A 22,833-nucleotide genomic window follows, 5' to 3' on the forward strand; every position below is an offset into this window, starting at 1 on the left:
GGCCTGCGGTACGCCTTCCCTCCGAGTTTGCCCGTGCTCAGCAATTCTCCGACACCGGGCTCCTTCGTCCCGACCCCGGCGTCGCAGCGCGCGACACGCGCGCCAGCAGGATGACCGGCAGCAGACCCACGAGCACGATCAGCAGGGCCGCGAGTGCCCCATCCTCATAGGTGCTGCGCGCAGCTTCCGCATAGATGTGCGTCGCCAGGGTTTCGACGCCCAAGGGTCGCAGCAGCAGCGTTGCGGGCAATTCCTTCATTCCGTCCACGAACACCATCAGCGCAGCCGTTGCCAGCGCCGGCCGCAGCAGGGGCAAGTGGATGCGACGGACCGTTCGCTGCTGGGTACACCCGAGGCTACGGGCCGCCATGTCCAGATGCACGGAAAGCTTTGAATAGCCAGCTTCCAAGCCGCCGATCGGAATGGTCAGGAAGCGGATGGCATAAGCGATCACGAGAGCCGCGCCCGAGCCCGAGATCAGCAGTCCGGTCGAAATCCCGAACATTGCGTTCGCGGCGTGATTGATCGCATTGTCGAAACCCGCGAGCGGTGTCAAAAGGCCGATCGCCAGAACCGTCCCCGGCACCGCATAACCGAGGCTGCCGATGCGGGCGAACCACATGGCGAGGGGGGAGCGGGTCAGGCGCTGGGCCATGGCCACGACCGCACCGAGGCCAAGCGCCACCACCGTGCCGGCCAGCGCAAGCATCGCGCTGTTGCGCATCTCGGTCAGGATGCCACCGGAGATGCCACTGAATTCGATGCGCTGGGCGGCCGCGGTGGCGAGATGCAGCACCGGGATCACGAAGCCCAGCAGGATCGGCAGGCAGCAGAGGACGGTTGCGGCCAAGCCCGCGCCGCCCGTCAAGCGAAGCGGTGATTGCGGACGGGTGGAGCCGGTGGCCACATAGCGCGCGCCCTTGCGCGCCCAGCGCTCGGTCAGAATGACCCCGAGGACGAGAACCAGCATCACCAGAGCGATCTGCGCCGCGCCAGGCAGGTTCGCACGATTGACCCATGTGGTGTAGATGGACACGGTGAGGGTACGCATGCCGAGGAATTCGGACGCACCGATATCCCCGAGGACTTCCAGTAGCACCAATGTGACGCCGGCCACGATGGCCGGGCGGGCCAGCGGCAGCGCGACGCGCAGGATCGTACGCATCCGGCCTGCGCCGAGCGTGCGCGCGACTTCCAGCGCCGCCGCTGACTGCACGATGAAGCTCGCCCGCGTCGAGAAATAGACATAGGGGTAGAGCACGCAACTCAGAACGAAAATGCAGCCGCCCACCGAGCGCACGTCGGGCAGGTGGAGGCCGCGGGGGCTGGAAATCCCCAGTATCCATCGGATCGTGCCCTGTACCGGCCCGAGCGGGTGCAGGACATCGAGATAGGAATAGGCGACGATATAGCTTGGCACCGCGAGCGGCAGCAGAAGGGCCCAGTCGAGAAGCCGGCGGCCGGGAAAATCGCAAGTCGTAACCAGCCATGCGCAGGGCACCGCCATGAGCGTGGTTGCTAACCCCACCCCCACCAGCAGGGTCAGGGTCTGCCCGATGGCAAACGGCAACACCGACTCGATGAGGTGCGGCCACAGATCGCCGGAACCCTGCGCCGCGATCTCCACGAGCGCCACCACCGGCAGAAGCACGAACCCCGCGACCACGCCCGCCCCGATGAGCAACCGGGACACTTTGATGGTGCCCGGCATTGCAGAGGGGTTATGGCGGGGCACGGCTCCCGGATTCTGCTCGAAAGTGGCGTCGCTCACGGTGAGTATCGATCAGTTGTCGAAACCGACTTTGTCGATCAGTTCGCTCGCCTTCTTGCGCGCCTTGGCAATGTCCACCAGGGAGATCGGATCGACCTTCAGAGGTCCGAGTTCGGCGATGATGGGATCGACCTTCGCGCCAGCGAGGATCGGATACTCCATGTTCTGCTGGGCGTAGATGTGCTGCATGTCGGGCGAGACAGCGAACTCCAGCAGCTTGATCGCATTGCCCTTATTGGGTGCGTTCTTGGCCACCGCGGCGCCGGAGACATTCACATGGGTGCCGCCACCCTCGAAGGTCGGAAGCACCACGTCGATGCCGTCGCCCCACTTCTTCTGCTCCGGACCGCCCTTGCCCGAGCGCATGAGGCCGACATAATAGGAATTGCCGACCGCGATGTCGCAGATGCCGCCAAGGATGTCGCGTGCACCTTCGCGATCGCCGCCGGTAGCCTTGCGGGCGAGATTAGCCTTGAGGCCACGCAACCATTCCTCGGTCTTCGCCTCGCCATGATGCACGATATAGGCAGCGGTCAGCGCGACATTGTAGGGATGCTGACCTGAACGAATGCAGATCTTGCCCTTCCATTTGGGATCGGCGAGGTCCTCGTAATGGAAATCGGTGAGCTTGGGCTCGTCCTTCGCCTCATAGACAAGGCGCGCGCGCATGGACAGCGCGTACCAATTCCCGGCGGGATCGCGCAGGTTCGCAGGCACTGCTGCCTTAAGGGCGGCAGTCTCGACCGGCTGGGTGACGCCCGCGTCCACCACATCGAGAAGATTGCCCACGTCCACGGTCATCAGAACGTCAGCGGGGGAGGCGGCACCTTCCGCTTTCACACGCTCTGCCAGGCCGTCCTTCACGAAGACGCTGTTGACGGTAATGCCGGTCGCCTTGGTGAAGGCCTCGAAAAGGGGTGCGGAGAGCCCAGGCTCGCGGGTGGTATAGACATTCACCACTTCTTCGGCAGCGGCGGGGGCAGAGGAGAACATTGCCCAGCCACAGGCTGCAAGCAGGAGATGGGACCGGATATTCCTCGACATGGACATGCCTCACCAAGCGGATGCGACGGCACATCAGCCGCCAAGCCCTGCTTGACCGCTAACGCAGCGAGAGGCGCGTCGTCAACGAAAGAGCGTGTGAGGACAAAAGGTTAGAGCATATCTAAAGAAGACTTTGCATTCGCTCAAAAGAAAAAACCCGGCGCGATGGCCGGGTTTTTCCAAAATAGGAAGAATAGAATTCAGTGGTCTTCAAGTTCGCCGATGTGATGCTGCGCATAGAGCGGCAGACCGAGCTTCGCCACCAGGTCAAGCTGCGTTTCGAGGAAGTCAATATGACCTTCCTCATCCGTCATCAACTCTTCGAAGAGGTCGCGGCTCGGAAAATCCTTGACCGAATGACAATAGGCGGCCGCTTCCTGATACAGCGCGCGCGCCTCCTGTTCGGCAGCCAAGTCGGCGTCGAGGATTTCCTTCACATCCTGGCCGATGCGCAGGGGATCCAGAACCTGGAGGTTCGGGAAACCGTCGAGGAACAGAATCCGGTCGACGAATTTGTCAGCGTGTACCATCTCCTCGATGGACTCGGCACGCCACTTCTTTGCGAGCGCCTTGTAGCCCCAATTGTCGAGCATACGGTAGTGCAACCAGTACTGATTGATCGCGGTGAGTTCCGAACGAAGGCCTCGGTTAAGATACTCGATGACCTTGGCATCACCCTTCATGTCCACAACTCCTAAAATCGGCACCGCGCGGCCGTCTCGCTGGAAGTATAGTTAGAGAAATTCTAAACTAAGAGCCAAAGAACCGCAACTCCGGAGTTTCCCTCATTCCGCTGCGATAAGGCGTCCGGCGAGTGCGGCGGCGGGGCATTCGGAAGGGCAGGCGGAGCAAGAACTCTCGACCTGATCCATGATCGCGCGAATGGTCCGTGCGCATCGCCCGCATTGAGGAGAGCATCCAAGGCAGCGATACACTTCGCCAGGCGAACGCGCGCCGCCAGATGACGCCAAGGCATCCCGGACTTGATGATCAGAAAACACGTTGCACGAACAAACGATCATGGCGCGACCAAGATCTCCGTTGCTTAGAGAAACTCTAAACAACACCATAACTCTGTTATTTTTGGCAGACGCCGTCGCTCTTCGTCAATGGCGCCCCCCATCAAAGTGGGGTCCGGACGCGACATTGGAAGCCTTACAATATTTACTTTCTAGCGATTCTATTTCGCATCTGAGCGCGTGCGCGCGCGCAGACCCCGATGGGCATTCATTTCGGCAGGCGCAGCTCGCTGAGCATCCCGCCCTGGATACCGCGCCGGAGCCCCAGTTCGCCCCCGACGCTGCGAGCGAGTGCGGCAATCCGCGCCATCCGGAAGGGAAGACCGGCGGTTCCAAACCGGTCGGCAACCTCGGCATGGCGCGTAATATCAAGCGCCTGCGCGATTTCTTCCTCCGAAAGGCTTTGCCCTTCATCGCGGATCAGAACTGCCACTGAAGTCATGGCCCGGTCCGCATTTTCCCGCTCGGCCACGGTGGAGATGAGCACATATTGTCCGTCCGGCGTAGCGCGCAACGCCTCCTCCAGAAGCAGCCGCACCATCTGCGCCGTACGGGCACCATCGCAGCGGATCGTGGCGGAAGGGCCGAGATCCCTGCGGATCACGATGCGCCGCCGCTGTGCCGCTCCTGCCAGATGTGACACAGCTTCCTCGACGATGGCATTGACGTCGAGCACGCTCCTGTGCGCCGGGGCAGCCGGGGGGATCAGGCCCTCTATATCCTCAAGAGTGGCCATCAACTGCCGGCCCGCCACCACGGCGTCCTCTGCGAGCTTGCTGTAGCGTCGGCTGCCCATGGACCCGAACGCCCCCGATCTCACGCCTTCCACAAATCCGAACATGACGTTCAACGGCTCGCGCACGCCGTGAGACAGGCGGCGCAGAAGCGTGCCGGCATCCTGAGCAAGGTCCAACCTCGGGGCATCCGAGGGCGCGGTCTCTCGAAGCACAAGGCAATAGGGGGGACCATTGTCCTTGGCAGGGCCGGCGGGGGCGATCGTAACGTCAACCCGAAGCGCAGCCTCGGCCCCGCCCCGCAGCCGCAGCCCCGTGGCGCTTGCGTGCCCGTCCGGGGAAACGGCAAGCGTGGCAAACAGCGACTCGGCCTGCTCCCGGTCCTCGCCCCCGAACAGGGCGTGCAAAGGTGCGCCAAGCATCGCGCTGCGTTCCACCCCAGCGAGATGCGCCGCCGCCAGATTCAACTCCAGCAGCGCGCCTGCACCATCAAGAAGGGCGACCGGAACAGAAATAAGGTCCAGCGCCTCGCCGCGCGCTCGGGCCGGCAAGGGTTCAGTGGCCCCGACGGCCGCGTTACCGACATCGACGGCGCGCACGAGATGGACCAGGGCGGTTTCGCCATTCCAAGGCGCGGAAACCATTCGCACCTCGACCGGCAGGGCTTCTCCCTCGGCGCGCATGAAATGAAGTTGCCCACCGCCGACGCGCGAGAGCCGGGCGGCCACCCCGCCGGTGAGTTGGAACGCCTCGGCATCGCTTACGCCGGCCCAACCGAGGATGGTCCGATTGACGCGCACGAACTGCCCCTGCTGCTGGACGGCAATCCCGAGAGGCAGACGATCGAGCAGGCTGTCTGCCGAGTCCGCCCCGTGAAGACCTCTGGCCTCCGCAAGCGCGACGCCTGTCTCGGGGCGCGCGGCTTGTGCGTCGAGCTCCGCCGGGCCCTCGGCATGCGGTGGAAGCGAGGCGGGCCCAAGGCTCTCGCCCTGCAATTCCTGGTCCGGTGCCGCATCGCCTTTGTATTTGAGGTCATGCTGGACAGTGACGTCAGAGCGAATGTCGGCCATGTCGCCCTTCTGACCGGTGCGTTTTTCCGGTTGGAGCTCTGACGGCTCGTCCTGAGGCGCATTCCAACCATTCACGGCCTCGTGAAGGGTGCGGGCGATCTCGTGGAACGCCGATCGCTCCCGCTGGGTCAGCGGGCCGCCGCGCAGAGGCACGACGTTCAATGGCGGATCGTTACCCTCAGTGCCCCTGGACATGCGCAGGTGCGTATCATCGCCCGTGGCCGGCGGCCACAGGAGTCCGAACCCGCGCACTCCGGTGCGATTTCGACCCGCGTCGAACAGCGGCAATCCGCCAAGGGAGATCCTCCGCGAGGGCACTTCCTCCGTATGGACGATGATCTCCGAGAAGCTAGACCCGCTCGCCAAGGCGGCATCGATCTCGTGGCTGTCCCGCAGCACGCCGATATCCATGAGCTGCCGAAAGCTGCGGCCGGACCATGCCCCGAAGCGTGGCCCTAGCGTCGCGAAAGCCGACGGCGAAACGAAACGAATGAATCCCTCCCCGTCGGTCCCCCAGGTGAACCGCACCGGCCGCGGCTCCTCCGGCGCAGCCGGGGAACTGCCCTCCGGAGTGCGTTGTTCCGCCTCGGCCTGGAGGGCGCGAGGATCAGCGAACAGCACCAACCGCCCGATGGGAGAGGAGATGCAGGAACAGGAAAAGACGAGGGACGTAAACTGCGCCGGCGGACGCACCCGCTCCAGGCGCGGCGCACCGTTGGGCCCGGCGGCAAGCATTTGAACGATGGCCAGGATCGCCTTCGACGTCGCTTGATCCTCATGCAGACCCAGTCGCGCGCACGCGGCGGTCGCGGCCACAATCCTCGCATCCCGGACCGAAACCAGGAACGATGGGAGATCATCACGCAGCAGGGGCGCCAGCGCTGGTTCATTGGATGCCAGGAGGCGCGACGTATGCTCGCTCATGACCGGGAATGACACCCCTCGTTTTTCGGCCGCACCATCTCGACCTAGCCCCCAGTAACCTGCATTCTAGGAGAGCAGATAAACCTTAACAGTACCGCAAACGTATAGCCGTCGCATTAATGTTTCATATTGCGGCGCATAGGCAGAGACAGACTAAGATATTGTTGGAGCGGCCGGCGCCGTTGGCTGATCTCCCCAAAAAGCCCGAGGAGTGACGACGATGACCACGAAAATGGGTCCCGATCTTGAGCTGCCCGCGGAGTTGAGGGCCATTGCCGAGAAGAATGTCACGCAGGCGCGTCAGGCATTCGATACCCTTTTCGATACGGCACGCAGCGCCGTGAATGAATCGGAGGGTCGGATCGAGGAGGTGCGCTCAAACATCCGCGAGCTGCGCCAGAAGACGCTGGGCCTTGTCGAGTCGAACGTGAACGCGAGCTTCGATTTCCTGAACAAGCTGGTGCGGGCCAAGAGCCCCCAGGAAGTCTTGTCGCTGCAAGCGGAATTCGTGACCGCGCAGGTGCAGGCCGTCGCCAGCCAAGCGGCCGCTCTGGGATCGGACGCACGCAATCTTGGGGAATCCACCGTGCGCTCGCTTGACGAGCACGCCCGCGCGCTTGCCGAGCGGGTCCAGGCGCTTGGAGCCGCTGCAGCGCAGCACGCCAAGTCCACCGCCGAGAGCGCGCAAGCTGCCGGTACGGCAGCCGCGCATGATGTTAAAGCTTCGGCGCAACAAGCGGCAAATCAGTTCGATCAACCGAACGATCCGAACCGGACCTATTGAGAAAAAGCACCCAAAGTTGTTGTGCGACGCAAAATTTATTTTTGTGCCGCACACTTTTGAGATATTGTGTGATGGGGTTGAGGCTGAGGGCAGGAAAGTCGCTTTAGCAGGACTTAAGCGCACTTTTCGGCCTGCGCGGGCCTGAATCGAAGCAAGCCAACGCACCGAGGAAACAATGAACGACACCTTCGCCAAAGCCTTCCAAGATCAGATGAGCGCCGCGAATGGCGCGTTTTCCAAGATGGAAGTTCCGGCCGCGTTCCGCGAGATGGCGGAAAAAAGCGTCGAGACCTACCGCGGCAACTACGAGAAGTTCAAGGCGGCTGCTGAGCAGACCACTGGCATTCTCGAGGACAGCTACTCGACCGCCAGCAAGGGCGTTTCCGAATACAATACGAAGTCGCTTGAAATTCTGCGCGCGAACGTGAACGCGGCTTTCGATTTCTTCGCATCCGTGCTGCAGGCGAAGTCCGCTTCCCAAGCGGTGGAGCTTTCGACGGCGCATCTGCGCAATCAGTTCGATACCCTTTCCGGTCAGGCGAAGGAATTGTCGGCCCTGGCGCAGAAGATCGCGACCGAATCCGCCGAGCCCATCAAGGCCGGCGTCGAAAAGACGATGAACAAGGCTGCCTGAGCGCGCACACGCGCCATCATGGTTTCAAAAGGCGCCGCACCAGCTGGCGCCTTTTTCATTTCTGCCTCCCCCATCTTCGGCGGTCCTCGCGCGCTACATTCCTCATTTGAGCGGGCGTAACAGGATCGCGCCTTGACGCGACCTTCGCGTCTTGCCAAGACGCGAAGGTCCACGTGAGCAAAAAATGCGCGCCATCGGTTCCTATTCGCCCATCCTGCTCGTCGGTCCCTCCTGGGTCGGCGACATGGTGATGGCAGCGAGCCTGATCGAAAGCCTGCGCATTCGCGACCCCGGCCGGCCCATCGATGTCGTTGCCCCTCCCGCCGCACTGCCGATCGCGAGGTTGATCCGAGGCGTACGGCGCACCATTCCCCTCGGCCTCGGCCATGGCGAGTTCGGGCTCATGGCGCGCTGGAAAGCGGGACGGGCGCTGCGCAAGGAGGGCTATGGCAAGGCCATTGTCCTGCCACGCGCCTTCAAGGCCGCGATTGTGCCCTTCGCGGCCGGAATTCCCGAACGCATCGGTTATGCCGCCGAGGGCCGCAGCCTGCTGCTCACGGATTCGCGCCCCGACCGGGACCGCAAGACCGCCCGGACCATCGACCGGTTCGTCGCCCTTGGGGCCCCGCGTGGCGACCACCTCTCCGCGCCACGTCCGACCCTGTTTCTTCCCGACGGCGCACGCGAAGCTGCGGCGGGCCGGTTTCCCCTGGAAGGAAAAGGTCCGGTCATGGTGCTCTGCCCGGGCGCCGAATACGGCCCCGCTAAGCAATGGCCGGCCACGAAATTCGCGCGCCTCGCCGCCTGTGCGGTGGAAGCGGGCTATCGCGTGCGCATTCTCGGCGGTCCGAAAGATGTGACAATCGCAGCTCAGATTGCCAAACAGAGCGGGGTGCCGGTCGACAATATTGCCGGCAAGACCACGCTGATGGATGCAGCCGCCCTGCTGGGAATGGCGGATGTGGTGGTTTCGAACGATTCCGGGCTCATGCACGTCGCCGGCGCCCTCGATCGCCCACTGGTGGTTATTTACGGCTCCAGCTCGGAAAAGATGACGCCACCGACCGGCCCCCGGGCTCGCGTGATCGCGCGGGAACTTCCGTGTCGGCCCTGTCACAAGCGCGAGTGCCCCCTTGGTACGCTCGCTTGCCTTGAGATCATCGCACCCGAGGAGGTTCTGGCCGCGGCGAGGGCCGTCCAGGCATGAAGGTCCTGGTGGTCAAGCTTTCATCCCTCGGAGACGTGGTTCACACGTTTCCGGCGGTGACCGACGCCATGCGCTCCGTGCCCGGTCTGGTCCTCGATTGGGCGGTGGAGGAAGCCTTCGCCCCTCTCGTCCACATGCACCCCGCCGTGCGCCGCGCGATCCCGGTGCCTTTACGCCGGCTGCGCAAGGCGCCAAGGGCGGCCATGGGAAATGGCGAAGCTGCCACCATACGCGCTGCGCTGCACGCCGAAGCTTATGATGTGGTCATCGACGCTCAGGGCCTGATGAAGAGCGCCGTGGTTGGGCTCTTTGCCCGAGGCCGGCGCCATGGCTTTGCACGCGGCAGCGCCCGTGAAAGCCTGGCGACGCTGGCCTACCACACCGCCCACGCGGTGCCCGAAGTCGAACACATGGCTTCGCGAATCCGCAAGCTGTTCGCCGCCAGCCTCGGCTACAACCTAACTGGCCTTGTCGCCGACGCTGGGCTTAAGGTGCTTGCAGAACCAAGACCCGCCCAGCCCTATATCGTCATGCTGCACGGCACGACGTGGCGGACCAAGACCTGGCCGGTAAAACACTGGCGGGACCTCGCCTTGCACGCGGCCGAGCGTGGCTTGGAGGCACGGATTTTTGCCCAGGGCGCCCAGGAATCCGCCCGCGCCGCTGCCATTGCGGAAGATCTGCCGTCAGTGTCGATCATTCCTCCCGGCCCCATCCCGGATCTGGTGCCGGTAATCGCCAATGCGGAAGCGGTGGTGAGCGTCGATTCGGGACTCGGGCACCTCGCCGCGGCGTTGGCAGTCCCCACCGTCGGCCTTTATGGCCCAACCAACCCGCGCCTGACGGGCCTTTTCGGGCCAAAGGCGCTAGAGCTCAAATCGCTCCGCCCTTGTGCTCCGTGCGAACGGGCGCATTGCCGGATAGCGCCAGATCTGGTTGAGGGACCGCCATGCCTCACCGATTTCAGTGCTCGTGACGTGTGGCGTGCCCTGAACGTGCTGCGCTTTGGGCATGCGGATGCCATGGACAAGGGCACAGCCACCATGGCACACGAAGGCCGCTCGTCGCCGGCTCAATGAATTCCCGCCTGATCCGTGGAATTCTCGCCTGATACATGCCTGTCCATGAATGGTGGCCTGATGATCGCTTCCGCCCCTTCCGCCCGCGATACGATCCTTGTGACCGGAGGCGCGGGCTTCATCGGCTCGAATATTGCGCGGGCCTTGGCAGCCGATGGCTGGCGTGTGGTGGTCGCCGATTGGCTCGCAGACGGACCGAAATGGATCAATCTTCGTGACATCCTGCTGGATGACGTGATCCGCCCGGAAGCGATCTCCGCGTTCGTGGAAGGGCAGGGCGGCCGCCTCGCGTCGGTTGTGCACATGGGCGCGATTTCCGCGACGACGGAACGGGACGCAGACAAGATCGTCGCCCGCAATATTCGTCCGACGCTGGATCTGTGGGACCAGTGCGCCCGAAAAGGCATCCGCTTCATCTATGCCTCGTCCGCCGCAACCTATGGCGATGGCACCGAAGGCTTTACGGACGCGCAAAGCGCCGCCGCGCTCGACCGACTTGCCCCGCTCAATGCCTATGGCTGGAGCAAGCTGATGGCGGATCGCCGCTTCGCGGCCGATGTGGCTGCCGGCCGGCCGCACCCGCCGCAATGGGCAGGCCTGCGCTTTTTCAATGTTTACGGTCCTGGCGAAGCGCACAAGGACGACATGCGCTCGGTGGTCCACAAGATCTATCCGACCGCCGCCGCCGGGAATGCCGTGACGCTCTTCAAATCCCACAATCCAGCCTATGCGGACGGGGGGCAGTTGCGGGATTTCGTCTATGTCGGCGACTGTGTCGCGGTGGTGCGCTGGCTGCTGGAAACGCCGGACGCGTGTGGCATATTCAATGTCGGCACCGGGCAGGCCCGCAGCTTTGCGGACCTTGCCAAGGCGGTATTTGCGGCAGCCGGCAAGGAACCGCGCATCACCTATGTCGACATGCCGGTTTCCATCCGCGACGCGTATCAGTATTTCACCCAGGCGGACGTCTCGAAACTGCGCGCCGCTGGCTTCACGCGCCCGTTCACACCATTGGAAGAAGGCGTGCGGATCTATATCACCGAGCATCTGCGCGGCCGCAACGCCGCCCCATGATTGGAAAACCACGTCTATTTTCGGCTGACCTCGACCAGGATACCGGCGCCATGCTCCCAGATACCAAGCCCGGTGCGGTCGCCGTGATCGGCGACGTCATGGTGGACCGCTATATCCTCGGCTCGGTCTCGCGCATCTCGCCCGAGGCGCCAGTCCCGGTTCTGCTGCATGGCGCCGAGCGGATCGTGCCCGGCGGTGCCGCAAATGTCGCCGCCAATGCCGCCGCCATGGGCGCGCCGATCCGCCTTGTGGCGCTGGTGGGCGCAGATGCGGAAGCCGCCCAGCTTCGTGCCGCGCTCGCCCCCTACGCGCTGATCGATCTGAGCGGCCTGATTACGGACCCGACCCGCCCAACGGTCACCAAGACGCGGGTGATGAGCGGCCGTCAGCAGATCGTACGTATCGACGCAGAAGTTTCCGCTGCACCGTCAGAGCAAATGGAAGACGAGCTGATCGCAGCCGCGCGCCGCGCCATCGCCGGTTGCAGGGTCGTGGTGCTTTCGGATTATGCGAAGGGCGTTTTCAGCGATCGCGTGATTGGCGCCCTCATAGTCGCGGCTAAGACTGAAGGCGTGCCCGTCATCGTCGATCCCAAGCGTCGGACGTTCGAAGCCTACCGGGGGGCGAGCCTGGTGACACCGAACCGACGCGAACTGAGCGAAGCGACCGGCCTGCCGGACGATACCGATGCCGATGCCGAACGCGCTGCCGCCGCCGCGAGCGTCCAGTTCGGTGGTGATGTGCTGGTGACGCGGGCCGAAAAAGGCATGACCTTGTGGCGGCGCAACGGCACCGTACTGCACGTGCCGGCTGAGGCGCGCGAGGTGTTCGACGTGTCGGGGGCCGGCGATACCGCGTTGGCAGCTCTCGCCTTGTCTCTCGCCTGCGGCCTTGACCTTGAGGCCAGCGTTCCGGTCGCCAATGCCGCGGCCGCGATCGCCGTGGCAAAGCTCGGGACAGCGGTGGTCACGCGCGCGGAACTGATCGCCGCGCTTCATCGCTCGGTGCCCCAGGTTGAGTCGGCTGGCGCCCAGGTCACTTGGGATGAGGCCCGTGCCATTCTCAACCGCTGGCGGGCGAGCGGCGCCCGCATTGTGTTCACAAATGGCTGCTTCGACCTGCTGCATCCCGGCCATGTGGGCATGCTGGAGACTGCAGCGGCGCAGGGCGATCGGCTGGTGGTGGCGCTCAACACGGACGCTTCAGTCCGTCGTCTGAAGGGACCGACCCGGCCGCTCCAGGATGAAAACGCGCGCGCACGGGTCATCGGCGCCATGCGCTGTGTCGATCTCGTGGTGTTGTTCGACGAGGACACGCCTCTTGAGATCATCACAGCCTTGCTGCCGGACGTCCTGGTCAAGGGCGCCGATTATCGGCCTGAAGATGTGGTCGGCGCTGATGTTGTGATCGCCAATGGCGGCAAGCTGGTGCTGGCCGATGTGACGCCCGGCCAATCCACCTCCACCTTGGTGGCTAGGGCGCGAAGCTGACCTACGAAATTCCGTTCGCATCTGCCGCGAGCGATTGCCGTGCGCGGCAGCCGCCCTATAGTCGCTGTGTCGTCGGTTCCTTAGGGATGAAAAGGGAACGCGGTGCGAAGGCTATGCCTTCAATGCCGCGGCTGCCCCCGCAACTGTCGGCGGAAAGCAAACCTGCGAACCACTGAGGCCTGCCTCGGGAAGGGCGGGGGAGCGTTGATCCGCAAGCCAGGAGACCTGCCGAGGACGTTTCTGCCCGCAAGACGGGTCTAATCCGGCCCTCGGTGGGAGGGTCAGGGAGATGCTGATGGTCGCTCTGCACCCACATGCTTGTCCGGTACACGCCCGCTGTTGGTCCGGCGCAGCGGCAGCTGGCATCTGTCCGGCGACGGCCGCCGGACATCCGCGTCGTCGATGACCAAGACCTCATCGCCATCGGCCGGACGCCTCGTGCTGGTGCTCGGGGGCGCGCGCTCGGGCAAGAGCGGCTACGCCGAGCGGCGCGTGGAGATGATGCCCCCCCCCTATGCCTATGTCGCCACCGCTCAAGCGTTCGATGCCGAGATGACGCAGCGGATCAGCCTGCATCAGGCCCGGCGCGACGCGCGCTGGCACGCCCATGACGCGCCATTCGATGCGCACCGCCTGCTGGGGGAACTCCCGCCCGAAATGCCTCTTTTGCTCGACTGCCTCACCCTGTGGCTGACGAACCATATGCTGGCGGACCATGATCTCGCGGCAGAAGAAGAGCGGCTCGTCGCGGCGGTGCGTGCGCGCAGGGGTCTCACCGTACTGGTGGCCAACGAGGTCGGCCTCGGTATCGTCCCGGACAACGCGCTCGCCCGCCGGTTTCGCGACGCCGCCGGCCAGCTCAATCAACGCATGGCGACACTGGCCCATGAAGTGATCTTCATGGTCGCCGGCCTGCCGATGACAGTGAAAGGCACGCTCGATGAGCGATGAGTCAGACCCAGCCGGCATCGACGACGCACAGGCCGCCCGCCACAAGGAGAAGATGGCGAAGCGCAAGGCCGTGCAGGATGCGGAGGTGGCGGAAAAGACGCTCGAAAAAGGTCTTCTCATCGTCCACACCGGTCCCGGCAAAGGCAAGAGCACCGCCGCCTTCGGCCTTGCCCTGCGGATGCTGGGCTATGGCCGGAAAGTGGGGGTTGTCCAGTTCATCAAGGGCGCCTGGCATACTGGGGAAAAAGACGCCTTCGCCGCGTTCGGCGAGCGCATGCAATGGCACACCATGGGGGAAGGCTTCACCTGGGAGACCCAGGATCTCGCCCGCGACACGGCAGCGGCCGGGCGTGCCTTCGACCAGGCCCGCGCGCTGATGGCGGATGAGACGCTATCCCTCATCGTGTTGGACGAACTGAACATTGCCCTGCGCTATGGCTATCTCGATCTCGCCGATGTGGTGGCGACCCTGAAGGCCCGCAGGCCTGACCTGCACATCGTGGTCACCGGGCGCAACGCGAAGCCTGAACTTCTGGAAGCGGCCGACCTTGTGACCGAAATGGGATTGGTGAAGCATCATTTCTCCGCCGGCGTGAAGGCGCAGGCCGGCATCGAATTCTGATGACCGCAAAAGCCTTGATGTTTCAGGGAACCGGTTCGGACGTGGGCAAGAGCCTGCTGGTCGCCGGCCTTGCGCGCGCCTTTGCCAATCGCGGGCTGCGCGTGCGGCCGTTCAAGCCGCAGAATATGTCCAACAATGCCGCCGTCACGGCGGACGGCGGCGAGATCGGCCGGGCGCAAGCCCTGCAGGCCCGCGCCGCCCGCGTACCGACGAGCGTGCACATGAACCCGGTGCTGCTCAAGCCACAGAGCGAAGTGGGCGCGCAGGTGGTGGTGCAGGGCAGGGTGCTGACCACCGCAAAGGCCAGCGCCTATCAGGGCCTCAAGCAGAGCCTCATGCCCGCTGTCCTGGAAAGCTTCGAGCGCCTCAAGGCGGAAGCCGACCTCGTTCTGGTGGAAGGCGCCGGCAGTGCATCCGAGGTCAATCTGCGCCGCAACGACATCGCCAACATGGGCTTTGCCCGCGCCGCCGATGTGCCCGTCGTGCTGATCGGCGACATCGACCGGGGTGGCGTCATCGCCAGTCTTGTCGGAACCAAGGCCGTTTTGGCGCGCGAGGACGCGGCGCTGATCGCTGGCTTCATCGTCAACAAGTTCTGGGGCGATCCTGCTCTATTCGCCGACGGCATGATGCTCGTGGCCGAGCAAACTGGGTGGGCATCGCTCGGCCTCGTGCCATATTTCCCTGCCGCCGGCCGGCTGCCGGCGGAGGACGCCTTGGCTCTCCAAGGCGCGCCTCCCGCGAAGCTGAAGGCCATGGTGAAGATCGCGGTGCCGATCCTGCCCCATGTCTCAAATTTTGATGACCTCGACCCTCTGGACGCGGAGCCCGCCATCGAAGTGGTGCGCGTGCGCCCGATGGATTCTCTGCCCGTCGATACCGATCTGGTGCTTCTGATCGGCTCTAAGGCCACACTCTCCGATCTCGCGGCATTGAAAGCTGAGGGTCTGCACCATGATATCATTGCCCACGCCCGGCGCGGCGGCCGTGTGCTGGGGCTGTGCGGCGGCTACCAGATGCTTGGCACGTCCGTCGATGATCCCCAGGGCGTCGAAGGCCCTCCCGGCCGGGCGGAAGGTCTAGGCCTGCTGCAGGTGGAGACCGTCCTCGCCGGGGAAAAACGATTGGAAGCAGTCGAGGGTCTCTCCTGCCTCCAGGCACCGTTCTCGGGCTATGAGATGCATATGGGCGAGACCACCGGCCCGGATACGGAGCAGCCCTTTGCGCGGCTTGGGCACAACCGCTCTGACGGCGCAACGTCCAGGGATGGTCGCATCATGGGCACCTATGTGCACGGCCTGTTCTCGGATGATCTCCAGCGCGCGGCATGGCTCGCCGCACTGGGCGGCGGCGCGCCGCAAGTCGCCTATGAGGCGCAGGTCGACGAAACCCTCGATGCGCTCGCGGCTCATCTGCAGGCCCACATGGATCTCGATCGCCTGCTCAGCCTCGCGCGATGACGACCAGAATGGCGCAGAGCAAGGCGAGGGCCATCAGAAGACGGTTGGCCACAGTGTAGAGGTTCAGGGCCGCGCGGATATCGGCGGCGCCGATTTCGCGGCGCCCGTCCCCCATGAACGGAAGCTCGGCCAGCACGCCCGCATAGGTGCGGGGACCCGCAATGGAGATGCTTAGGGCGCCTGCCATTGCCGCCTCCGGCCATCCCGCGTTAGGGGAACGATGCTTGTGGGCGTCCCGCCGCACCGCGCGCCAAGCGCCGACCGGCGACGCACCGTGTACGAATGCAGCGGCGCCGATGATCAGCAGACCCGAGAGGCGGGATGCCGGAAGATTCACCAGATCGTCGAAGCGCGCGGCAGCCCAGCCGAACGCCTCGTGCCGCGGCGTACGGTGGCCGATCATGCTGTCGGCCGTATTGACCGCCTTATAGACGGCTATTCCGGGCAGGCCCGCCATTGCCATCCAGAATGCCGGGGCCACGACTCCATCGGAGAAGTTCTCCGCGAGGCTTTCAATGGCCGCGCGCGTCACGCCAGCCTCGTCGAGCTGAGCGGGGTCGCGGCCGACAATGCGAGAGACCGTGGCGCGCCCGGCATCAAGGCCGTGGAACTCCAGCGCATCCGCCACCGCGGCGACATGCTCATGGAGCGAACGTTGGGCGAGCAGCGCCGAGCCAAGAACAGCGGTGAGGATGATGCCGCCGGGAAACAGGTCGAGCACGTCCGCCAGAACCGCGGCTGGCACAGCGGCGCTTGCAAGAAGCACCAGCAGTGCAGCGACACCCCGCCTCCGCCTCTTGGCGAAGCTCAACTCGGCGCGATTCCACGAGAGGTCGAGAATGGCGATCAGCCGACCGATCCACATGACGGGATGGCCGATTATCTTCAGCACCCGCGGGGGATAGCCGAATGTGGCCTCCACCGCCAAGGCAAGGAAAGTCAGGAGGAAGTTCAAGGCGATCGAGACCATTGATGGCGGACCGCGAATGCGCCGCCCCGCCATCAGGTTTAGACTAAGGCCGGCGCGCGAGGAAAGCCCGCCCAGACGATCCTTTCAGATCGTCCAGTCCCCAGCATCCTCGTCGCGATGCAGATAGTCACGATCGGTCAGATAGTTAAATACCTGCTCCGCCAATTCCTCTGCGATGCGCTCGGCTCCCGCGAGGCGAATTTCTGGTGTTTCCGGCGCTTCATAAGGGCTGTCAATGCCAGTGAAATTGGCCAACAGGCCCTGCCTGGCCTTTTTGTACAGCCCCTTGGGATCGCGCTTCTCCGCCACTTCCAGGGGTGTATCCACGTAGACCTCGATGAACTCACCTTCGCTCAGCAATTCTCTAGCCATCTGCCGGTCCGCCTTGAACGGAGAGATGAACGAGACCAGGACGACCATGCCGGCATCGACGAACAGGCGTGCCACTTCTGCCACGCGGCGGATGTTCTCCACCCGGTCGATATCGGTGAAGCCGAGATCCTTGTTGAGCCCGTGGCGGACATTGTCGCCGTCGAGCATGTAGGTGTGGCGCCCGGCCGCGTAGAGCTTCTTCTCGACTAGGCTCGCAATTGTCGATTTTCCAGAACCGGAAAGGCCCGTGAACCAGAGCACGGCGGGTCGCTGGTGCTTCAGGGCCGCCCGCGCCTCTTTGGACACGTCCAACGCCTGCCAATGCACATTGGTCGCCCGCCGCAAGGCGAACTGCACCATGCCAGCGCCCATTGTCTGGTTGCTCAGTCGATCGATGATGATGAAGGAACCAGTCTCCGGCACGTCGGAAAAGGCATCGAAGGAGAAGGCGTCGCGACTCGCGACATCGACCATGCCGACCTCGTTGAGCCCGAGTGTCTTCGCTGCGAGCTTCTGGAACGTGTTGACGTCCACCTTGTGCCTGATCGCCGTGAAGGTCGCGCCCACCGTGCGGGTGCCCATCTTGATGAGATAGGGCCTTCCCGGCAATAGCGGCTCATCGTGCATCCAGATGACCTGTGCCGCGAACTGGTCCGCACGTTCCGGTCGGTGAACCGCGTCCGCCAGGATGTCTCCGCGCGAGACATCCACCTCGTCCGCCAGCGTCAGCGTAACCGCCTGGCCGGCACGGGCCTCGGGCAGGTCACCGTCCCGGGTTACGATCGACTTCACACGGGTGATGCGGCCGGAACTGGCGACAACGATATCGTCGCCGGGTCGTACGACCCCACTGACGACCGTACCGGAAAAGCCGCGAAAATCGAGGTTGGGCCGGTTCACCCATTGCACCGGCATGCGGAAGGGACGCGATACCGCCCTCTCCGCCACATCCACGCTTTCGAGATATTCGACGAGCGACGGTCCCTGATACCAAGGCGTGTTCGCGCTGTGCGCCATGATGTTGTCGCCGTAGCGCGCCGAAAGAGGCACCGCTTGGAAGGTCTCGAAGCCGAGCGGGGCGATCAACGCACTGTATTGGGCAACAATCTCGTTGAACCTCGCCAGGGAGAAGCCGACCAGATCAATCTTGTTCACCGCCAGGACCACGTGGCGGATACCAAGCAGAGCCACGATAAAGGAATGGCGTCGAGTCTGGGTCAGCAACCCTTGCCGCGCGTCCACAAGAATGACGGCAAGATCGGAATTGGAGGCGCCGGTCGCCATGTTCCGCGTGTATTGCTCATGGCCCGGCGTATCGGCGACAATGAACTTGCGCCGCTCGGTATTGAAGAAGCGATACGCCACATCGATCGTGATGCCCTGCTCGCGTTCGGCGGCGAGGCCATCCACCAGAAGGGCGAAGTCCAGTTCATCGCCGGCCGTGCCGTGCTTGCGGGAATCCTGAGCAAGGGTGGCGATCTGATCGTCGAACAGCAGCTTGGTGTCATAGAGCAGGCGGCCGATAAGCGTCGACTTGCCATCATCCACGCTGCCGCAGGTCAGGAAGCGCAGGAGGCTCTTGCCTTCCGGCGCGAACAATTCGGCGAGTGGCGCGACGTTCATCAGAAATAGCCCTCGCGCTTCTTCTTTTCCATCGAGGCGGCATCATCATGGTCGATCAGCCGGCCGGACCGCTCCGACGTACGGGCAATAAGCATTTCCTGAACGATATCTTCGAGCGTCGCGGCGGTGCTATCGATGGCGGCGGTCAGCGGATAGCAGCCGAGGGTGCGGAAGCGGATCATCCTCTGCTCCGGCGCCTCTCCGGGCAGAAGCGGCATACGCGCATCGTCCACCATAATCATCTGCCCGTTGCGCCACACAATCGGGCGCAACGCAGCAAAGTACAGCGGTACGATGGGGATTTTCTCGGCAAGGATATATTGCCAGATATCCAACTCGGTCCAATTGGAGAGCGGGAATACGCGGATCGATTCGCCCAGCTTGACGCGCGCATTGTAGAGATTCCACAGCTCCGGTCGCTGGTTCTTCGGATCCCAGCCATGATTGGCCGTGCGGAAGGAAAACACGCGCTCCTTGGCCCGGCTTTTTTCCTCATCGCGCCGCGCACCGCCGAAAGCGGCATCGAAGCCATGCGTTGTGAGGGCTTCTTTCAGCGCGTCGGTCTTCATCACATTGGTATAGAGCGAGGACCCGTGGTCGAACGGGTTTATCCCCTGCGCCAGACCTTCCTGATTGGAGTGCACCAGAAGATCGAATCCCAGCGACTTTGCCATCTGATCGCGGAAGGTGATCATCTCGTGGAACTTCCACGTCGTATCCACGTGAAGAAGCGGAAAGGGTGGTTTGGAGGGATAGAAGGCCTTCATCGCGAGATGAAGCATCACAGCGGAATCCTTGCCGATGGAATAGAGCATCACCGGGTTGCGGAACTCCGCCGCGACCTCGCGCAGGATGAAAATCGATTCCGCTTCCAGACGTTGGAGATGCGTCAATTGACTGGACGACACGTTCGGCATTCCTTGTGGAGCGCAGCAAACTGGAGCGTGGCTCAGCCGCCGGCAAGGGCGGGCTTAGACCGCACCAGATCGCAGTCGCCATAGGCGACGAAATGAGGATTAGCGAAGGGGGCTTCCCCCTCCTGGATGCAGCGCCCGTAGGTTAGCGGCAGGCCGTCCAGCGTCGTCACGATGCCGCCGGCGGCACGCAGCACAGCATCGCCGGCCGCGGTGTCCCATTCCATGGTGCGGCCAAGGCGCGGATAGAGATCGGCATGCCCCTCGGCAACGAGGCAGAATTTTAGTGATGACCCGGCGGTGACGAACGAATCCACGGGAAACTGATCGAGCCAGCCGCTGGCTTCTTCGGAGCCATGCGAGCGGCTCCCGATGGCGGCGAGCCGGGCAGGAGCTTTGCGCACGTGGATGGGCGCGATGGGGCCAATCCTGTCGTCCGCCACCTGAGCCTTCCAGGCGCCGTGCCCCGCCGCGCCGGCATAGAGCACGCCGAGGGCAGGGGCATAGACCACGCCCAGAATTGGAACCGAGTGCTCTATCAAGGCGATGTTGACGGTAAACTCGCCATTGCGGGACACAAACTCCTTGGTGCCGTCGAGCGGGTCCACCAGGAAAAAGCGATCTCCCGCCTCAGGAATGCGCCCTTCGGCCGCTTCCTCTTCGGCAACCACGGGAATATCCGGGCACAGGTCCGCAAGGCCACGCAGTATCAGCGTTTCCGCATCACGATCCGCCGCAGTGACGGCCGACGCGTCGGCTTTTTGGCTGACGACGAAATCGGTGCCATAAATATCGAGGATGACGCGCCCGGCCCGCAACGTGAGGGAAATGAGCCCGGATACGAGTTCGGGGACGGGAGAAGCCTTGGACATGTGCCTACGCTGAAGCAATCCTGATTGCCGCAAATTAGACACGGCCCCTCGCCTTTGCAATGCATCGACGGGAAATAATATATATCACATGTTTCTGACGTTTAATTGTGAGATGGTTCGGCGAGCCTCGGCCTGACGGCGGGCTCGTTCAGCGGCCTGTATCATGCCATAAGCACGCCGCCGCGTGGGGCTGGGCGATATGAAGATGCGTAGGAGAAGTGCGTGAGCAGCAACATTGTCCCGAACGCGGTCGTAGAGGTCGGTGGTCTGCAGATCTCGAACCGCGGGCCGCTGACACTTATCGCCGGGCCCTGCCAGATTGAAAGTCGCGACCACGTGCTTGACGTGGCAAGGGAACTCTCCGCCATCACCCGGCGGCTGGGCATGGGCCTGGTGTTCAAATCGTCCTTCGACAAGGCCAACCGCACCTCGATCTCGGGGGCGCGGGGCATCGGGATGAAAGCGGCATTGCCGATCTTCGCCGAAATCCGCGACACCATCGGCGCGCCCGTTCTCACCGACGTGCATGAAATCGATCAGTGCGCCCCGCTAGCAGAGGTGGTGGACATTCTCCAGATCCCGGCTTTTCTCTGCCGCCAGACCGACCTTCTGGTCGCCGCCGCGCAGACCGGTCGCGTGGTGAATGTAAAGAAGGGGCAGTTTCTCGCGCCCTGGGACATGAAGAACGTGGTGGCAAAGCTCACCCAATCCGGCAATCCCAATGTGCTCGTCACCGAGCGGGGCGTTTCGTTCGGGTACAATACCCTGGTCTCCGACATGCGGGCGCTTCCGGAACTCGCGGCCACAGGCGCGCCGGTGGTCTTCGACGCGACCCATTCGGTCCAGCAGCCGGGCGGGCAGGGCTCCTCCTCCGGTGGACAGCGGGAATTCGTACCTGTTCTTGCCCGGGCCGCAGTTGCCGTGGGCGTGGCAGCGGTCTTCATTGAAACCCATCCCGACCCGGACCATGCGCCATCCGATGGCCCCAACATGGTCCCCCTCAAGGATATGGAACGCCTGCTCCGGATGCTTCAGGCCCTCGATTGCGTGGCCAAGGGGCCACTGGTTAGCGGTAGCGCATTCTGAGCCCGCCGCTTCCCGTGACCGGCTGAACCGATGTAAGGACGTCGAAGCATGAGCTTCGCACACACGCTGAGCAATAAGCAGGAACCGATGCCCAAACGCATCAACGCCCAGATGGACACCGCGGATATCCTCACCTGCGGACGCCGGGTGCTGGACTTGGAAATTCAGGGGCTGGAAGCTCTCAGCCGCACGCTGGACGAGCGTTTTGTGGCTGCGGTTCATTTGGTCCGCGCAGCACGGGGCAGGGTGGTCCTGTCCGGGATGGGCAAGAGTGGGCACGTGGCGCGGAAAATCGCCGCGACCCTGGCCTCCACCGGCACACCCGCCCAGTTCGTGCACCCTGCGGAGGCCAGCCACGGCGATCTTGGCATGATTACCTCCGACGATTGCATCGTCGCCCTGTCCAATTCGGGAGAAACCACCGAATTGTCGGACCTGATCGGATATGCCCAGCGCTTCGGCATTCCGCTCATCGCCATGACCTCAAATTCCGATTCCAGTCTCGGCCGCAGCGCTGATGTCGTACTTGAGGTGCCAGCCGTCGCGGAGGCCTGCGCCGAGGTTAGCGCGCCCACCACCTCCACCACCATGATGATGGTTTATGGCGATGCGCTCGCCATCGCGGTGCTTGAGGACCGCGGATTTAGCGCTTCCGATTTCCGCCTGTTTCATCCCGGTGGCAAGATCGGCGCGGCGCTCGCGACAGTCGACACCCTGATGCACATCGACACGGAAATGCCGCGCGTCACGGCGTCCGCAACAGTGGCGGAAGCCATTATGGAGATGACAACGAAGGGCTTCGGCTGCACCGCCATCTGCAACGATGACGGACTTTTGCTCGGGGCCCTGACCGATGGTGACCTGCGGCGGCACATGGGCAACGACCTGCTCGGCAGATCGGTATCCGAGGTGATGACGCACCATCCAAAGACCATCGCGCCAAACGCATTGCTGAGTGAAGCCGTCCATCTCATGACTGACGAACGGCCGCGTGTCACGGCCCTGTTCGTGACCGATCCCGCCTCGCGCCTCCTCGGCGTTCTGCACATGCATGACTGCCTGCGGGCCGGCGTCGTTTAGGTTTCACACGGCCGTTTGCGGCGCGATATAATACGGTAAAGGCCGATCCCTCG

At 63.6% G+C, this 22,833-nt stretch carries 20 protein-coding genes and 1 riboswitch; of the genes, 11 read left to right on the forward strand and 9 right to left on the reverse strand.

Annotation, left to right across the window (positions count from 1 at the left end; genetic code table 11):
- Window positions 1–37 precede the first annotated feature (37 nt).
- From V5F77_RS09040 to V5F77_RS09060, 5 genes are all read right to left on the reverse strand, one after another.
- Window positions 38–1,711: an ABC transporter permease gene (locus V5F77_RS09040; RefSeq protein WP_429005033.1), complete on the reverse strand. Its 1,674-nt coding sequence runs from the start codon at window positions 1,709–1,711 to the stop codon at window positions 38–40.
- 72 nt (window positions 1,712–1,783) lie between these two features.
- Window positions 1,784–2,815, reverse strand: a complete 1,032-nt coding sequence (locus V5F77_RS09045) for an extracellular solute-binding protein (protein ID WP_429005011.1) — start codon at window positions 2,813–2,815, stop codon at window positions 1,784–1,786.
- Between the two features lie 200 nt (window positions 2,816–3,015).
- Window positions 3,016–3,498, reverse strand: coding sequence for a bacterioferritin (gene bfr, locus V5F77_RS09050; RefSeq protein ID WP_429005012.1), 483 nt, complete (start codon window positions 3,496–3,498; stop codon window positions 3,016–3,018).
- 102 nt (window positions 3,499–3,600) lie between these two features.
- On the reverse strand, window positions 3,601–3,885 hold the full coding sequence (locus V5F77_RS09055; RefSeq protein WP_429005013.1) for a (2Fe-2S)-binding protein: 285 nt from the start codon (window positions 3,883–3,885) through the stop codon (window positions 3,601–3,603).
- A 157-nt stretch (window positions 3,886–4,042) separates the two neighbouring features.
- Entirely contained in the window at window positions 4,043–6,562 is a 2,520-nt protein-coding gene (locus V5F77_RS09060) for a sensor histidine kinase (RefSeq protein ID WP_429005014.1), read from the reverse strand.
- A gap of 220 nt (window positions 6,563–6,782) precedes the next feature.
- On the opposite strand from V5F77_RS09060, the gene V5F77_RS09065 reads away from it, so the two are divergent.
- The 9 genes from V5F77_RS09065 (at window position 6,783) to V5F77_RS09105 (ending at window position 15,863) form a co-directional block, all read left to right on the forward strand.
- On the forward strand, window positions 6,783–7,346 hold the full coding sequence (locus V5F77_RS09065) for a phasin family protein (RefSeq protein ID WP_429005034.1): 564 nt from the start codon (window positions 6,783–6,785) through the stop codon (window positions 7,344–7,346).
- A 175-nt stretch (window positions 7,347–7,521) separates the two neighbouring features.
- Complete coding sequence (locus V5F77_RS09070) at window positions 7,522–7,980, forward strand: phasin (RefSeq protein ID WP_429005015.1); 459 nt, start codon at window positions 7,522–7,524, stop codon at window positions 7,978–7,980.
- A gap of 184 nt (window positions 7,981–8,164) precedes the next feature.
- Window positions 8,165–9,187: a lipopolysaccharide heptosyltransferase II gene (gene waaF, locus V5F77_RS09075; RefSeq protein WP_429005016.1), complete on the forward strand. Its 1,023-nt coding sequence runs from the start codon at window positions 8,165–8,167 to the stop codon at window positions 9,185–9,187.
- Complete coding sequence (waaC, locus tag V5F77_RS09080; RefSeq protein WP_429005017.1) at window positions 9,184–10,266, forward strand: lipopolysaccharide heptosyltransferase I; 1,083 nt, start codon at window positions 9,184–9,186, stop codon at window positions 10,264–10,266. Before waaF ends, waaC begins: the two co-directional genes overlap by 4 nt.
- Before the next feature lie 60 nt (window positions 10,267–10,326).
- A complete protein-coding gene (rfaD, locus tag V5F77_RS09085) occupies window positions 10,327–11,340 on the forward strand; it encodes an ADP-glyceromanno-heptose 6-epimerase (protein WP_429005018.1) in 1,014 nt (337 codons plus the stop codon).
- Between the two features lie 50 nt (window positions 11,341–11,390).
- Window positions 11,391–12,830 (forward strand): D-glycero-beta-D-manno-heptose-7-phosphate kinase, encoded by a 1,440-nt coding sequence (rfaE1, locus tag V5F77_RS09090; RefSeq protein WP_429005019.1) that lies wholly within the window; start codon window positions 11,391–11,393, stop codon window positions 12,828–12,830.
- Window positions 12,831–12,886: 56 nt separating this feature from the next.
- Window positions 12,887–13,077: riboswitch (cobalamin riboswitch) on the forward strand.
- Window positions 13,078–13,232: 155 nt separating this feature from the next.
- Entirely contained in the window at window positions 13,233–13,781 is a 549-nt protein-coding gene (gene cobU, locus V5F77_RS09095; RefSeq protein WP_429005035.1) for a bifunctional adenosylcobinamide kinase/adenosylcobinamide-phosphate guanylyltransferase, read from the forward strand.
- On the forward strand, window positions 13,771–14,403 hold the full coding sequence (gene cobO, locus V5F77_RS09100; RefSeq protein ID WP_429005020.1) for a cob(I)yrinic acid a,c-diamide adenosyltransferase: 633 nt from the start codon (window positions 13,771–13,773) through the stop codon (window positions 14,401–14,403). Before cobU ends, cobO begins: the two co-directional genes overlap by 11 nt.
- On the forward strand, window positions 14,403–15,863 hold the full coding sequence (locus V5F77_RS09105) for a cobyric acid synthase (protein WP_429005021.1): 1,461 nt from the start codon (window positions 14,403–14,405) through the stop codon (window positions 15,861–15,863). The genes cobO and V5F77_RS09105 overlap by 1 nt, the downstream gene beginning before the upstream one ends.
- Here V5F77_RS09105 and cbiB read toward each other — a convergent pair.
- From cbiB to cysQ, 4 genes are all read right to left on the reverse strand, one after another.
- Window positions 15,847–16,818, reverse strand: coding sequence for an adenosylcobinamide-phosphate synthase CbiB (gene cbiB / locus V5F77_RS09110; RefSeq protein WP_429005036.1), 972 nt, complete (start codon window positions 16,816–16,818; stop codon window positions 15,847–15,849). The two genes, V5F77_RS09105 and cbiB, sit on opposite strands and share 17 nt — an antisense overlap.
- A gap of 99 nt (window positions 16,819–16,917) precedes the next feature.
- Window positions 16,918–18,828 carry a sulfate adenylyltransferase subunit CysN gene (gene cysN, locus V5F77_RS09115; RefSeq protein WP_429005022.1) on the reverse strand — a complete coding sequence of 637 codons (1,911 nt, stop codon included), beginning with the start codon at window positions 18,826–18,828 and terminating at the stop codon, window positions 16,918–16,920.
- The gene (gene cysD / locus V5F77_RS09120; protein ID WP_429005023.1) at window positions 18,828–19,745 is read right to left on the reverse strand and encodes a sulfate adenylyltransferase subunit CysD; all 918 of its coding nucleotides are present in this window, start codon (window positions 19,743–19,745) and stop codon (window positions 18,828–18,830) included. The genes cysN and cysD overlap by 1 nt, the downstream gene beginning before the upstream one ends.
- Window positions 19,746–19,777: 32 nt before the next feature.
- Window positions 19,778–20,614, reverse strand: coding sequence for a 3'(2'),5'-bisphosphate nucleotidase CysQ (cysQ, locus tag V5F77_RS09125; protein WP_429005024.1), 837 nt, complete (start codon window positions 20,612–20,614; stop codon window positions 19,778–19,780).
- A gap of 222 nt (window positions 20,615–20,836) precedes the next feature.
- Between cysQ and kdsA the strand changes: the two genes are divergently transcribed.
- Window positions 20,837–21,700 carry a 3-deoxy-8-phosphooctulonate synthase gene (kdsA, locus tag V5F77_RS09130; protein ID WP_429005025.1) on the forward strand — a complete coding sequence of 288 codons (864 nt, stop codon included), beginning with the start codon at window positions 20,837–20,839 and terminating at the stop codon, window positions 21,698–21,700.
- A 48-nt stretch (window positions 21,701–21,748) separates the two neighbouring features.
- Complete coding sequence (locus V5F77_RS09135) at window positions 21,749–22,780, forward strand: KpsF/GutQ family sugar-phosphate isomerase (protein WP_429005026.1); 1,032 nt, start codon at window positions 21,749–21,751, stop codon at window positions 22,778–22,780.
- Window positions 22,781–22,833: the final 53 nt, after the last annotated feature.

Origin of the sequence: Roseixanthobacter psychrophilus (genome assembly GCF_043195195.1) — a bacterium.
Taxonomy (GTDB): Bacteria; Pseudomonadota; Alphaproteobacteria; order Rhizobiales; family Xanthobacteraceae; genus NCEH01.